Origin of the sequence: Luteitalea sp. (assembly GCF_022842525.1) — a bacterium.
Lineage (GTDB): Bacteria > Acidobacteriota > Vicinamibacteria > Vicinamibacterales > Vicinamibacteraceae > Luteitalea.
Window position 1 is genome coordinate 39,022 of record NZ_JALHPM010000024.1, and the last position, 14,032, is coordinate 53,053.

12 protein-coding genes are annotated in these 14,032 nt (G+C 70.9%); 1 reads left to right on the forward strand and 11 read right to left on the reverse strand.

The annotated features are described in order from the left end of the window. Nucleotide 1: 1 nt before the first annotated feature. Both Q0C41_RS07340 and Q0C41_RS07345 read right to left on the reverse strand, forming a co-directional pair. On the reverse strand, nt 2-406 hold the full coding sequence (locus Q0C41_RS07340; RefSeq protein WP_291982358.1) for a type II toxin-antitoxin system VapC family toxin: 405 nt from the start codon (nt 404-406) through the stop codon (nt 2-4). Further along, nucleotides 403-627, reverse strand: a complete 225-nt coding sequence (locus Q0C41_RS07345; RefSeq protein WP_291982360.1) for a hypothetical protein — start codon at nt 625-627, stop codon at nt 403-405. Before Q0C41_RS07345 ends, Q0C41_RS07340 begins: the two co-directional genes overlap by 4 nt. Nucleotides 628-755: 128 nt before the next feature. Between Q0C41_RS07345 and Q0C41_RS07350 the strand changes: the two genes are divergently transcribed. Then, nucleotides 756-2,468, forward strand: a complete 1,713-nt coding sequence (locus Q0C41_RS07350; protein ID WP_291982362.1) for a bifunctional UDP-sugar hydrolase/5'-nucleotidase — start codon at nt 756-758, stop codon at nt 2,466-2,468. 69 nt (nt 2,469-2,537) lie between these two features. Here Q0C41_RS07350 and Q0C41_RS07355 read toward each other — a convergent pair whose 3' ends face one another. The 9 genes from Q0C41_RS07355 to Q0C41_RS07395 form a co-directional block, all read right to left on the reverse strand. Beyond that, nucleotides 2,538-2,696, reverse strand: coding sequence for a DUF2256 domain-containing protein (locus Q0C41_RS07355; protein ID WP_291982364.1), 159 nt, complete (start codon nt 2,694-2,696; stop codon nt 2,538-2,540). A 39-nt stretch (nt 2,697-2,735) separates the two neighbouring features. Beyond that, a complete protein-coding gene (locus Q0C41_RS07360) occupies nt 2,736-4,646 on the reverse strand; it encodes a heavy metal translocating P-type ATPase (protein WP_291982366.1) in 1,911 nt (636 codons plus the stop codon). Nucleotides 4,647-4,649: 3 nt separating this feature from the next. Further along, complete coding sequence (locus Q0C41_RS07365) at nt 4,650-5,222, reverse strand: NADPH-dependent FMN reductase (protein WP_291982367.1); 573 nt, start codon at nt 5,220-5,222, stop codon at nt 4,650-4,652. Nucleotides 5,223-5,280: 58 nt separating this feature from the next. Beyond that, nucleotides 5,281-6,324, reverse strand: a complete 1,044-nt coding sequence (locus Q0C41_RS07370) for a hypothetical protein (RefSeq protein WP_291982369.1) — start codon at nt 6,322-6,324, stop codon at nt 5,281-5,283. Continuing rightward, nucleotides 6,321-8,699, reverse strand: coding sequence for a glycoside hydrolase family 20 zincin-like fold domain-containing protein (locus Q0C41_RS07375; RefSeq protein WP_291982371.1), 2,379 nt, complete (start codon nt 8,697-8,699; stop codon nt 6,321-6,323). Before Q0C41_RS07375 ends, Q0C41_RS07370 begins: the two co-directional genes overlap by 4 nt. A gap of 10 nt (nt 8,700-8,709) precedes the next feature. Beyond that, nucleotides 8,710-10,488 carry an ABC transporter ATP-binding protein gene (locus Q0C41_RS07380; protein ID WP_291982373.1) on the reverse strand — a complete coding sequence of 593 codons (1,779 nt, stop codon included), beginning with the start codon at nt 10,486-10,488 and terminating at the stop codon, nt 8,710-8,712. Continuing rightward, complete coding sequence (locus tag Q0C41_RS07385) at nt 10,485-12,020, reverse strand: ABC transporter permease/substrate-binding protein (protein WP_291982375.1); 1,536 nt, start codon at nt 12,018-12,020, stop codon at nt 10,485-10,487. Before Q0C41_RS07385 ends, Q0C41_RS07380 begins: the two co-directional genes overlap by 4 nt. Nucleotides 12,021-12,024: 4 nt before the next feature. After that, complete coding sequence (locus Q0C41_RS07390; protein ID WP_291982376.1) at nt 12,025-12,774, reverse strand: ATP-binding cassette domain-containing protein; 750 nt, start codon at nt 12,772-12,774, stop codon at nt 12,025-12,027. Between the two features lie 15 nt (nt 12,775-12,789). Then, on the reverse strand, nt 12,790-14,032 hold a 1,243-nt coding region (locus Q0C41_RS07395; RefSeq protein ID WP_291982378.1), incomplete at its 5' end, for a DegT/DnrJ/EryC1/StrS aminotransferase family protein.

Consider the following 14,032-nt stretch of genomic DNA (forward strand, 5'->3'; position numbering starts at 1 on the left):
GCTACCAGCCAGACGCGGGCCGAACGATGTTGCGCAGCGCCGGCGCGTTGAGCAGGCGGGTGTCGAAGGTGAGCAACCGGGCGGGCAGGGCTTCGGCGAGCGCGACGTACATCGCGTCGGCCGCCGTGACGTTGTCGCGAATCGCCCACGCCCGCTCGAGCAGCGGCTCGTGGGCGTGCCGCTCGATGCCGAGGTCGCGGTAGTCCTCGAGGGCCCGCGCCGCAATGGAGGCGCTGATCACCCCACGCTGCGCGAGTCGGCGCAGGACCCCAATCACCTCGACATCGAGCAGGTGCGGGGCATGCACCGTCTGCGACTCGTCCTGCAGCCACTCCAGCACCAGCAGCCCGCGCGGCGTCCCCAGCAGCAACTCGACGACCGCGGAGGCATCGAGCACCAGCATCATTCGTAGCGCGCCCGCTCCTCGCGCAGCGCCACGACGACCTCGTCGCCCAGCTTGAGCCTCGGCCGACTGCGCAGCCGCTCGATGACCTCGGCTCGACTGGGCCGCTCGAGTACCCGCGTGACCTCCCGCAGGACGAAGTCGGACATCGACAGCCCCTCGAGCGCCGCCCGCGCCTTCAAGCGCCTGTGGAGCTCCACCGGCACGTTGCGAATCTGCACCATGGTTCCCTCCACCTCATATTTCATGTCAGGACGATGAAATCATCGTCGAGACATGTCGTCAACCCCCTGCCCCCCGGCCCCCGGCGGATGACCGGCCGGTGTGCCACGCTCTGGTAGAGTTCAGAGCCATGCGTCGCTGCGTGCTGCCGCTGGCCCTCGCTCTCGCGGCGTCATGCGCGCGACCCACGGCGCCCGCGACCTCGCCGGCGGCGGCGCATCCCGCCGCGCGCCCCGTCACCATCTCGGTGGTCGCCACCACCGACGTCCACGGTCATCTCGAGAGCCTGCCCTGGCTGTCAGGCCATGTGCAGAACCTGCGCGCGGCCCGGCGGGCCGAGGGTGGCGACGTCCTGCTCGTCGATGCGGGCGACATGTGGCAGGGCACGCTCGAGTCGAACCTCGGCGAAGGCGCTGCCGTCGTGCGCGCCTACAACGCCCTCCGGTACGACGCCGTGACCATCGGCAATCACGAGTTCGACTTCGGTCCGACCGGGCGAGACACCGTGCCGCGGTCGCCGCGCGACAATCCCACCGGCAACATCGAGGCACGGGCACGCCAGGCACGGTTTCCGTTCCTGGCCGCCAACCTGCGCACCACGGCGGGCGCGCCATGGACGCCGCGCAACATCCGACCCGCCACCATCCTCACCGTCGCTGGCGTCCGCATCGGTCTGATCGGCGTCACGACCCCGGGCACACTGCAGGCGACCGACCCCCGCAACCTGGTGCGATTGCAGATCACCCCGATGCGGGACGCGATCGAACGCGAAGCCACCCAACTGCGGGCGGCGGGCGCCACGGTCGTGGTCGTGCTGGCACACGCGGGGGGCAGTTGCGATCGCTTCACCGATCCCGACGACCTGTCCGCCTGCCGGCTGCAGGGCGAGGTCTTCCAGCTCGCGCGCGCGCTGCCGCCGGGCCTCGTCGACGTCATCGCGGCCGGGCACGCGCACTTCGGCATCGCCCATCGCGTCGACGGCATCGCGATCGTCGAGGCCTTCCAGTTGGGACGGGCGTTCAGCCGCGTCGATCTCCGGATCGACACGGCCGGCCGCGTCGCCGACGCCCGCATTCACCCGCCCCGGTACCTGTGCGATGGCGTGCAGAGCCGGGACATCGCCTCGTGGGCGCCGGACGCCTGCGCGCCGCCGGACTACGAAGGACGTCCCGTGCGTCACGATGCCGGCATGATGGCCGTCCTGCGCGCGGACATCGCCCGGGCGGAACGTCGACGCGACCAGCCACTGGGCGTGGTGGCCGACCGGGACTACCCGCACTCGACGCGCGACGAATCGCCGGCCAGCCATCTGGTCGTGGACCTGCTGCGGGCCGCCTACCCGGCCATGGACGTCGCCTTGTACAACGCGACCGGCACCCGCGCCGGCCTGACGGCGGGTCCGATCACCTACGGCGACATCTACGCCCTGCTGCCGTTCGACAGCGTGGTCGCCACGGCGACCCTGCCGGCCAGCATGATCGCCGAGGCCATCCTGCGCGGGGTGACGCGGGGCCCCATCCCCATCGTCTCCGGCATCGAGGCCGACGTGACGTGCGACGGCCCGACGCCGCGCGTGACGCTGTCGCGGGGCGGCGCGGCGATTCCCGCGGAGACGTCCCTGCGCATCGTCACCAACGAGTTCGTCGCCGCGGGCGGCGCCGGCTACTTCCCCGATATGGCGCGACGCTTCGTCCTGCGCCTCGGGTCACCGATGCGGGAATCGGTGGTCGCAGTGCTGAAGGGCGATGCGCAGCGGCCCGTCGGCGGCGGCATCGCCGAGCGGAATGTCGACCGGAAACGCATTCGCGTGCCGGGCAACAGCTATCCGGTTCGCTGTCAGTAGGAGGGCTCAGGGCTCAAGGCTCAGGGCTGAGAACCGAAGGCTCAAGGCTCAAGGCTCAGAACCGAAGGCTCACGGCTCGAGGCTCAGGGCTCGGGCGTGGCGACGGCAGGCGTCGCTGCAGTACTTGACGTTGGCCCAGTCGCGCGCCCACTTCTTGCGCCAGGTGAACGGGCGCTGGCACTTCACGCAGATCCTCGTCGGCAGGTGGGCCTTCTTGACGCCTCGCATGGCACTCGATGGGACGCGAGGCGGCCCGCCTTCGTTGCCTCAGCGGTAGACCAGCAGGCGGAGCGCGTTGGCAATCACCACCAGCGTGCTGCCTTCATGGAGCACGACCGCGGGGCCGATGCCCATCAGGCCGGTGGTCGTGACCAGAATCAGGAACCCGATCACTCCGAGGGCGATCACCAGGTTCTGGACGATGATGCGGCGCGTCTGCCTGGCCAGGCCGATCGCGAACGGCACCTGGGCGATGTCGTCGCTCATGAGCGCGACGTCGGCCGCCTCGAGGGCCGCCGCGGTGCCCGCCGCGCCCATGGCGATGCCGACGTTGGCGCTCGCCAGGGCCGGCGCATCGTTGACGCCGTCCCCGATCATCGCGACGCTGCCGTAGCGTTGCCGCAAGGCCTCCACAGCGAGCGCCTTGTCCTCCGGCAACAGGTGCGCCTGCACGTCGTCGATGCCCACCTCGCGTCCGATCTGTCGGGCGACGTGCTCGTTGTCGCCGGTCAGCATCACGATCGGCTTGACGCCCATGCGCCGCAGCGCCTCGAGGGCCGCGGCCGCCGCCGGCCGTGCCGTGTCGGCCACGCCGAAGACACCCAGCCAGCGCGTGCCGTGCCTGATGACCATCGTGCTGCGCGCCTGCGCCTGCAGGGCCGCCACCGCCTCCTGCACGACGGACGGCACCCCGCCCGGCAGGTCGGCCCACATGCGGAGGCTGCCGATCTCGACGGTCTCGCCGTCGATGACGGCGCGCACCCCTCGTGCCGTCACGCTCTCGAGGGGCCCGGACTCGAGCGCCGCGGCGCCCTCGGCATCCGCACGCCGCACGATGGCTTCGGCCAGCGGATGCTGCGACTGCCGTTCCACGGCACCGGCCACGGCCAGCAGCCGCTCGCGGCTGCCCTCGATCGGCACTACGTCGGTGACCTCGGGCTTGCCGATCGTCAAGGTGCCCGTCTTGTCGACCGCCAGGGCGCTCACCATGCCGAGGGCTTCGAGTTGCGCGCCGCCCTTGACGAGCACCCCGCGCCGGGCCGCCTGGGCAATCCCCGAGAGGATGGCCGCCGGCGTGCCGAGCGCGAGCGCACAGGGCGAGGCCCCGACGAGCAGCGCCATGCCACGGTAGATGCTCGTGGCCCAGGGCCAGACGCCAAGCAGTGGCGGGACCACGATCAGCAGCGTGGCCGAGACCAGCACGATGGGCACGAACGCGCGCTCGAAGCGTGCCGTCAGCTGTTCGGTGTGCGCCTTCTGCGCCTGGGCATCGGCGACGAGCTGGATGATGCGATCGAGCGTCCGCTCGCCGACCGCCTTCGTCGTCTCCACCTGCAGGGCGCCGTCGCCATTGACGGTGCCGGCAAACACCTGATCGCCCGGCGCCTTGTCGACGGGCACGGACTCGCCGGTGATGGGTGCCTGGTCGACCGCCGAGCGACCGCTGCGGACGACACCGTCGACCGGCATCCGCTCGGACGGGCGAATCAGCACGAGGGCCCCACGCGCCACCTGCGCGATGGGCACGACCTCGTCGTGACCGTCGGCGAAGATCAGCCGGGCGGTCGGCGGCGTGAGATCGCCGAGCGCCCGGATCGCGCCGGTCGCCCGCCCCATCGCGTAGTGCTCGGCCGCATTCGCCAGCGAGAAGAGAAACAGCAGGAACGTGCCCTCGACCCACTCGCCGAGGCCAGCGGCACCCAGCGCTGCCAGCAGCATCAGCAGGTCGATGTCGGCGCGATACCGGCCCTCGCGAATCTCGCCGAGCGTGGCCCGCACGAGTTCGGCGGCGCCGCAGACGCCCGACAGCACGTACAACCCGACCGCCCACGCATGCGACAGCCCCAGCCAGCCCTCACCCACCCACGCGGCGATCAACAGCGCACCGCACGCCAGACTGAGGGCGAGGCGGCGGTCGATGCCGAGCAGCGTGGACGAGGGGTCTTCCGGGGTGGACATCGATCAGGCCTTCGGCGTCCTCAGGACACGAAGCGCCTGTTCCCAGCGGGCGAGCTCGGTGAGCACGGTGGCGGCCGACGCGTCGAGCTTCGCGTCACCGGTGAACACACCACTGGCATCGATGTGCGAGGCGAACATCGGCACGGTGACGGCCTCGACGATCGGCACGACCTTCAGATTCGACAGCAGCAGCCGAGTGGTCTGCACGCCCCGGAGGCCCCCCGAGATACCGCCGTAACTGACGAAGGCCGCCGGCTTGCAGGCCCATTCGTGGAACAGGTAGGTCACCGCATTGACCAGGCTGGCTGGCGTGGTGAAGTTGTACTCGGGCGTCACGAAGACGAACGCGTCGCCGCGTGACACCGTCTCGCTCCACGCCCTGGTGTGCGCATGCTGGTACTTGCGCAGGCGGGGATGTTCGGGCTCATCGAAGACCGGCAGCGCCATGGCCGCGAGATCGACCACTTCGACCTCGAAGGCGCCGTGGGCGCGGGCGTGCTGTTCGAACCAGGTGGCGAGCGCCGGGCCCTTTCGGCCCGGACGGGTGCTGACGATGACGATCTGGAGACAAGGCATCCCGACAAGTATGCCTCCCGAGGCCGTGAGAAGGGCGTGAGAGCAGGGGGGCCGCCGGTCACCCTGGCGGAAGTGCCAGCCGGAATCGACGAATCTCGTGCGCATCGTCCGGCCGGGCCACCTCCGCGTAGATCCAGACCTCGTCGCCGACGCGCAGCCAGTGCGAGTAGCGGAAGGTGTGGAACTGGCCGGGCGTGGTGCTGACCGCCAGCGGAGCCTCGGGGGTCAGATCGATCAGGTGATGCAGGTCGAAGGTGTAGGCGAGGCCCGTCACGACGTTGTAGACGGGATCGTGCCAGCGCGTCGACGACCCTTCGTAGACGAACAGGTAGCCGGCGCCGATTGGCAGCACGGAGGCCGGTCGCACGAAAAAGTTGCGCCACCCCGTCAGGTCGAGGATCGGCGCGTTGACGTCGCCGACCGGGCGCCACCGCTCGCCGTCGTCGCTCGTGTAGTGATAGGTCCGCTCGTTCTGACGCGCGTACCCCGTCACGTACGCATGCCACTGTCGTCCATCGTGCACCACGACGGGATCCTTGTACTCGTGCACCCCGACGTCTCGCGCCGACCGTTGCGGCGGTGCCGTGATGACCGGTCGGGCGGTCGAGGCGCGAAACCCTGTCGGCGACTCGGCGTCGTCCAGCTTCAGGATCGCCCACGGCCCGCCCTGCCATGCCCCGCAGAGATAGAGCTTGAAGCGCCGGGTCACAGGGTCGATCAGCAAGGCGGGACGCTCGAAGCCCGCCACCGGCACGTCGGCACGACGGATGCGATGGACCGTCTCGAACCTGACGCCGTCGTCGCTGCGAAGCAGGCGAATCTCGTAGCCGCGCTGCCCGCGTGGGGCCTCGGGGCTGCGCATGCGCGCCGCCATCCAGACGATGCCGTGCTGGTCCCGGACCACCGAGGGCGCCCCGGCCCACCACTCGGCGGCCTCCGTATCCGGCTTCAGCACCACGTCGTAGGTCGACAGGGCCGCGGTCAGCGCCGGCATCAGCGCCGACGGCGACGGGACAGGCGCCGACTGCGCCGACACCACCACCGCTCGCGTGACCAGGCAGGCGCCGGCGAGCAGGCCACGCAGCAGGTCACGGGTGGTCATGGCGCTCCTCGTGCCGACCGCTTCACGAGCCACGCCTCGTGCAGGCGCGAGTGCTGGCGCCAGTTGCGGTCGCTTTCGTCGATGTCGTCGAACGTCAGGACGATGCGTCGTGACTGCACGGCGTCGGCCGGCACGACGTATTCCTTCGGGTCGCCGAGCGTCGTACTGGCGTGGCGCGCCTGGACCGGGACGCCGTTGATGCGCAACCGGACGTCCCCGTTGCCGTTCAGCCGCACGAGGTACTCGGCGGCAGGGTCGACCTGCTCGTACACGAGCGCGATCGGCCAGCGCAAGCTCACCTGCCACGAGAGCCGCTTGCGACTGCGACCGTCGTTCTCCCAGGTGAAGTGAGGCGTCGGGCCGTCCTCGAGTTCCGGCGGGTTGGCCCCACTCACCCGCGCCTTCCGCACGTGTGGCGAACGACCGACGTGGCCGAGGTCGTCGTAGAAGCTGCCGGGGCCCGGTGACTCCCATCGCGCGAGGGCCTCGAGCGCGGCGACCCGCGCGGGTTCGTCGGGCAGCGCCAGCACGCGAAGGAGTTCGTCTTCCAGCCACCAGCGGTTGTTCAGCGGGTAGTGCAGGAAGTCCAGCACCGCACCGCGCTCGGTGCCACTCGCCTTGTAGGTGGGGGTATCCAGCTGCATGCCGATCGACGAGAACAGCGCCGCGCCGAGATCGGTGATGCGGCGGCGCCACGCCTCCTGTGGCCCCGGCAGGTCCGCCTCGGCGAGCAGCGTCCGCACCCGCGTGGCCGCCGCGGCCGCGCCGGTCGATCCGGCGGCCAGCATCACGGCGTTGGCACGCTGCTCGATGTCGGTCTCGCGCAGGAGCCGATGGCGGGTGTAGGCATCGTAGTAGGCGCGCAGCAGCGCCTGCTGCCAGCGCCACTGCCCCTGCAGCGCCGGCACCTCGGCCTCGAGACGCTGCCAGGTGGCCAGCGTGCCGTCCACGGCGCCGTTGGTCGCCAGTGGGCCTTCCCAGTTCTTCTCGAGGGCCAGCAGTCCATCGGCGGCGCGCTCGGCCACCGCGTCGCCGAAGAAGAGCCGCGCGTACTCGATCAGGATGTCGCGCGCGCCCGACTCCGGCGCCCAGCCCTTCCGACTCCAGATCGCCTTGTTGACGTCGTCGTTGACGCCGTCCGAGTAGGTGATGAAGCCGTCGCTGTGCGAGGCGATACGATCGTGCAGGTCGGCGTAGAAGACGGGCCGCGGATTGATCGGCTCGCGTCCCAGCGTGAGGTTGAAGGCCGGATCCCAGTCGGGGACGACGTACTGCGCGCGGACGGTGTGCGTGACGTCCGGATAGTCGCGCAGGCGGTAGCGCGGATGCAGCCGCGCCCGGGTCTCGGCCAGCGGCGGGCTGCTCGGTCCTGCCACCAGTCCACCGAGCCACGGCAGCGCCGTGGCGTTGATCTGCTCGTAGATCCAGTCGACCTGCGGCGCCGGAAACCACTGCAGGGACAGCCACACCTTCGCCCGGGGATGATGCTTCCGGACGCGCGCGCCGAGGTCCGCAAGGTACGGCAGCACCAGCGACGCGGCATTGTGCCCGGGATCGCCGCCGGGCACGAAGATGGCGTCCAGCCGCGGCATCTTCGCAAAGAGGGCCTCGAGCGTGTCGAGGGTCTCGGCCCGCCTGGCGGTGTCGGCCAGGTCGAAGTCGGCCGGCGTCCAGATCCAGTAGTCGAGGTCGTACCTGGCGCAGACGCGGCTGATGGCCACGTTCATCTCGTCGCGCGGCACACGGAAGTGGGGGCTGACGCGCGGGTCCTGCAGCGGGATGTTCTCGATGCTGTTGGCCCCGAACAAGGCCAGCTCGCGGATGTAGCGGTCGTAGGCCGCCTCGTCCCAGGCGTCGTAGGTGTTGGAGTGCTGGCGGTAGCCGAGCTGATGGCCACGGATCGCGTAGGCCGGTGCCGACGTGACGTCGAGGTCGACCGGCAGCCCGCTCGCCAGGCCGCCAGCCCTGCCAGGCGTCCAGCGCAGTTGCCGCAGCAGGTGACCGACGCCGAACAGCGTCCCCCGCCCATCGACGCCGGTCACCCGCACCACGGTGCGATCGCCGGTCCGGTCGACGGCGAGGTGGAATCCTTCGGCGCCAACGCCAGACTGCAGGCCCGACGCGATGACGATGGCGGTCGACGCGTCCCGAGGCCACGTCGTGCTCACGGGCAGTCGGACACCGAGCCGCTGCTCGAGTTCCTCCTGCAACACCTGCGCAGCCATCTTCTCGCCCTGCGGGCGGGGATCCGGTCGCACGACGATGGTGGCGGTCGACAGGTCGACGAGGTCGACGGCCCCGGCGCGGCCGGGGCCGAGCAGGAGCGAGCACAGCGCGAACAGACACGACAGCAGCAGGCGATGGAAGTGGGGCACGGGGGAAATCCTACCTCTCGCGCTCCTCGAGCAGGCTGGCATACAGCCCGCCAGCCGCCGTCAGGGCGTCATGCGTGCCGTGCTCGACGATGCGCCCCTGGTCGAGGACGAGAATCTGGTCGGCGCGACGAATGGTGGCGAGACGATGCGCGATGACGAAGGCGGTGCGTCCCTCGAGCAGGCGTCCGAAGGCGTCGAACACCAGCGCCTCCGACTCGGCGTCGAGCCCCGAGGTTGGTTCGTCGAGGATGACGATCGGCGCGTTGCGGATCATGGCGCGCGCAATCCCGATGCGCTGCCGCTGCCCGCCCGAGAGCGGCACCCCGCCCTGGCCGACGACCGTGTCGTAGCCCTCCGGCAGGGCCTCGATGAAGGCGTGCGCGTGCGCCTGGGTCGCGGCGGCGACGATGGCCTCGCGCGTCGCATCGGGACTGCCGTAGGCAATGTTCTGCCAGACCGGCGCATGAAACAGCTGGGTCTCCTGCAGCACGAAGCCGATGTGTCGCCGCAGCGATCGCGCGGTGACCTCCCGGATGTCGATGCCATCGACCAGCACCTGCCCGGCAGTCGGGTCGTAGAAGCGCGCGATGAGGCTGGCGAGGGTGCTCTTGCCGCTGCCGCTGCGCCCGACCAGACCAATCATCTCGCCAGGTGCCGCCACGAAGGAGATGTCGTGCAACACCGGACGCCCCGCCACGTAGGCGAAGTGCACGCCCCGGAACTCGACGCGGCCCGCGACCTGCGCCAGCGTGCGCGCGTGCGGGGCGCGCGCCAGGCGTTCGTCCGCCGCCAGCACCTCACGCACGCGCTCCAGGCCGACCGACGCCTGGGCGATGGCGTTGCTCGTCCGGGCGAGGTTCTGGATGGGCGTGAACAGCCGGGTCAGATAGGCGAGAAAGACGACGAGCGCGCCGGCGCTCATCTGTCCCTGGAGCACCAGTCGAGCGCCGAACCACAGCACCGCCGCCGTGCCGGTCGCCACCAGCACCGTGACGAGCGACGGCAGCAGGGCGCGGATGCGGCGCGCGCGCAGCCCGGCCTCGACGCTCTCGAGGCTCTTGGCATCGAGCCGCTGCAGTTCGAAGCGGCCCTGGGCGAAGGCCTTGACGACGCGAATCGAGGTCAGTCCTTCCTGGACGATCGACACGATCTCGCTCTGCCGGCGCCGGACGTCGTGCGTGGACACGCGCACGAGGTGCCGCAGGCGATACACGAACAGCGCGAGGAGCGGCGTGACCGACAGGGCGATGAGCGTGAAGTTCCAGTTCAGCGACAGCATCACCACCAGCACGCCGACGATCGTCAGGGCGTCCACCACCATCGACACCAGCGACTGCGACGCGAAGTCCTGCACCGCCTTGACGTCGTCGGTGATCGTGCTGATGAGGGGACCGACCTGACGCCGCTCGTGAAACGAGAGGGAGAGGCGCTGCAGGTGGGCGTAGACGGTCTGGCGCAGGTCGTGGGCCACCCACTGGCCGACGCTGGCCGTGTAGTACGCGCTGGCGTAGCCGGCGGCCGCCTCGATGAGCGCGATGGCGATGGTGGCGACGACAGCCGCGTCGAGGATGGCGATGGGCGTGCCGGCACCGACCAGTGGCGCCAGCAGCGCAGGCAGCGGCATGCCGCCCAGCACGGAGTCGAGCACGACCTTCAGCGGCCAGGGCGAGGCCAGGCGCGCGAACGTCTGCACCAGCAGCGCCAGCGCGACGAGCGAGAGCGACCCGCGATAGGGCGTGATCAGCTGCAGCAGGAAGTGCCAGGTCGCGCGCGGCGAGTCGCCACTCATGGCACGACGATCTCGCCGGCGAGGAACGCCCGCGCCACGTCGGCCGGCGGCTGGCGCAGCGCCTCGACGCGGTAGTTCATCTCGCGCATGTGGGCGGCCGTCACACGCCCGGTCAGGGACTCGATGGCGGTGCGCATCGCCGGATGCCGCAGCAGGGTCTCCGCCCGCGCGACCGGCACGGCGTCGTAGGGCGGGAAGTAGCCGCGCGTGTCCTCGAGCGCGACGAGGTCGAGGGCACGAATCAGCCCGGACGTGGCGTCGCCGGCGATCAGGTCGACCTGGCCGGAGGCGAGCGCGCGATACGTGAGCGACAGGTCCATCGACGTCGGCGGCGCCGCCAGGGTGATGCCGTAGGCGCGGGCCAGCCCGGTGAAGCCGTCCGGACGGTCGAGGAACTCGTAGCCGAACGCGGCGCGCCAGCGTGGTGCCTCGCGCGCGGCGTCCTCGATGCTGCGCAGACCGCGCGCCCGGGCGTCTGCGCCGCGGACCAGCATCGCGAAGGTGTTGTCGAAGCCGAGCGGCGGCAGCAGCGTGCGGCCGCTGCGGGCGTAGAGTTCGCGGACCGTCCGCGTGACCTCGCGCCGCGACGTGCCGGTCGGCTGGTTGAACACCGCCGTCAGGGCCGTGCCGGTGTACTCGACGTAGATGTCGATGTCACCCGAGAGCAGGGCACGGTCGCAGATCAGCGTGCCGCCGAGGTTGAGTCGACGGTCGACACGCAGACCGGTGCCCTCGATCGTCTGGGCGACGATCTCGCCGAGGACCAGCTGCTCGGCGAAGTTCTTCGAGCCCACGACCACGACGTCGCTCGCCCGCCACGCCAGCACCGCCCATGTCGAGAGACCAACCACGCCGAGCACCCCTGCGGCCAGGAGTGGGCCGCGCACGGTCCGTCGCCGATGTCGGCGCGTCGATCGCTGCTGCACCCACCACAGTGCGCCGTCCACGAGCAGGGCCAGCGCCGCCGCCGGGATGGCCCCCGCGAGGATCACCGTGGAGTCGACCATGGCGAGTCCGCGATAGATGTACTCGCCGAGACCGCCGGCGCCGACCGCGGCCGCGATGGTGGCCGACCCGACGGCCACCACGGCGGCGATGCGAATGCCCGACGCGATGCTGGGGATCGCGAGCGGGATTTCGACCTGCCACAGCAGTTGTCGCGGCGTCATGCCGAGCGCCACGCCGGCGTCACGCACGGATCGATCGATGCCGGTGATGCCGGTGATCGTCGTCCGCAGGATGGGCAGCAGGGCGTACAGCGTCAGCGCCAGGATGGCCGTCCGCGATCCGACGCCGCCGAGCACCGGCAGGGGCAGCAGGAAGCCGAACATCGCCAGGCTGGGAATGGTCTGGACGGCGTTGGCGAGGCCGACCAGAGGGGCGCTCAGGCGAGGGCGATGCGCCGCGGCAATCCCGAGCGGCACGGCGATCGCCGTGGCCACCAGCGTCGACAGGCCGGCCAGCAGCACGTGCTGACCGAGCAGCGCCAGCACCTCGGCGCGGTGATCGAGCCAGAAGCGGATCACGTCCACGCGGTCACCGGGCCTTCCCGCGCAGGCGGGCGTCGCGCAGCGCCGCGATGACCGGATCGTCGGCCTCGTCGAAGGCCGTGGCGGCGACGCACGCCTGCAGTCGCCCATCGTCGATGACGCAGATGCGGTCGCTGAGGAGCAGCGCCTCCTCGACGTCATGCGTGACCAGCAGGATGGTCTTGCGCAGTCGCTGCTGGAGGCGTGCCGTCTCCTGTTGCAGCTCGGCGCGGGTGATCGGATCGAGCGCGCCGAAGGGCTCGTCCATGAGCAGGACGGGCGGGTCCGCGGCCAGCGCCCGGGCCACGCCGACCCGCTGCCGTTGCCCACCGGACAGCTCGTCGGGCCAGCGCGCGGCGTAGCGGTCGGGTGGCAGCCCCACCAGTGTCAGCATCTCCTGCACGCGGGTCTCGACGTCCTCGGGCAGCCAGCCCGCGAGCCGTGGCACCACCGCGACGTTGTCGGCCACCGACAGATGCGGGAAGAGCCCTCCTTCCTGCAGCACGTAGCCGATGCGTCGGCGCAGGAGGATCGGGTCCCAGCTGCGGGTGTCCTGGGCGTCGACCAGGACGCTGCCGCGCGTGGGCAGCAGCATGCGATTGACCAGGCGCAGGATGGTGGACTTGCCGGCACCACTGCGGCCGAGCAGCGCGACGACCTCACCCGGCTGGATGGCCAGGGTCAGCCCATCGAGCACGGGTGTGCCGTCCGCGTGTCGGAAGGAGACGCCCCGGAAGTCGACGGCCGCGGCGGTCACCGGGGGTTGCGGCGCCTAGTTGGACTGACGGGCGATGTCGCCGGCATGCGTCTGGATCTTCCGCACGGCCGCCACGATGTGGTCCATGTCCTCGCGCGGCCCGAGCAGCATCGTCTGCGTCAGCCACACGGCTTCGGCGCAGAGGCGATCGTTCTGCGGGGTGCGGCTGCGTTCGGCGGCCGACGCCAGCGCGGCAGGACCGTAGATGCGCTGATAGGCCGTCGACGCGAACGTCGCGGCGAGGAACGGCTCCGCGTTGAGCGGCGAGTAGCCGGCGCTGGCGGGCACGCCCTCGGCACGCATGGCCTTCAGGAAGGCGGCGCGCGACAGGCCGGCAAAGCCCGCCGGGTCGTAGCGGAACATGTACAGGTGATAGGCGTTGCGCGTCACGCCCGGGTACATCTTCGCCGGCGTGATGCCGGGAATCTTCGCCAGTTCGGTCGTCAGGTAGGCGGCGTTGGTCTCGCGCTGCACGGCCTGCGCGTCGAGACGGGTCATCTGCGCGAGCAGGAGCGCGGCCTGGAACTCGGTCAGGCGCAGGTTGAGGCCCGTGTGGCGATAGGCGAAGTCGCTGCCGGAGCCCGGCCGTCCGTTGTTGTGGAACGCGTGGGCGCGGTCCACCAGGGCGGTGTCGTTGCTGATGATGGCGCCGCCCTCGCCGCTGTTCAGGTTCTTGCTGGCCTGGAAGGAGAAGCAGCCCGCGGTGCCCAGGGATCCGACGTGCCGGCCCTTCCACTGCGCCAGGTGCGACTGGCAGGCATCTTCGAGGACCGGGATGCTGCGGGCCGTGGAGAGCGCCATGATGGCATCCATGTCGGCCACCGATCCGCCGAGATGGACCGGCAGGAGGAGCCGCGTCTGCGGCGTGATCGCCGCGGCGATCTTGCGAGCGTCGATCTGGAAGGTCTCGATGTCCGTGTCGACGAACACGGGCAGCGCGTTGAGCATCAGCACGGCGTTGATCGTCGCCACGAAGGTGTAGGGCGGCACGATCACTTCGTCGCCGGCGCCGATGCCCATCGCCGCCAGCGCCGTCAGCAGGGCCGACGTGCCGTTGGCCGTCGCCAGACAGGCGCGGGTGCCGGTGGCCGCGGCATAGCGGTCTTCGAAGGCCTTGACCTGGCCTCCGCCGCCGCGTCCCCACTTGCCGCTCTTGAGGACGGAGATCAGCGCCTGCTCCTCGCGCGCATCCTGGACCGGCCAGTTCGGGAAGGCGGCGGTGCGCACCGGTGTGCCGCCGAGCACGGCCGGACGCGTC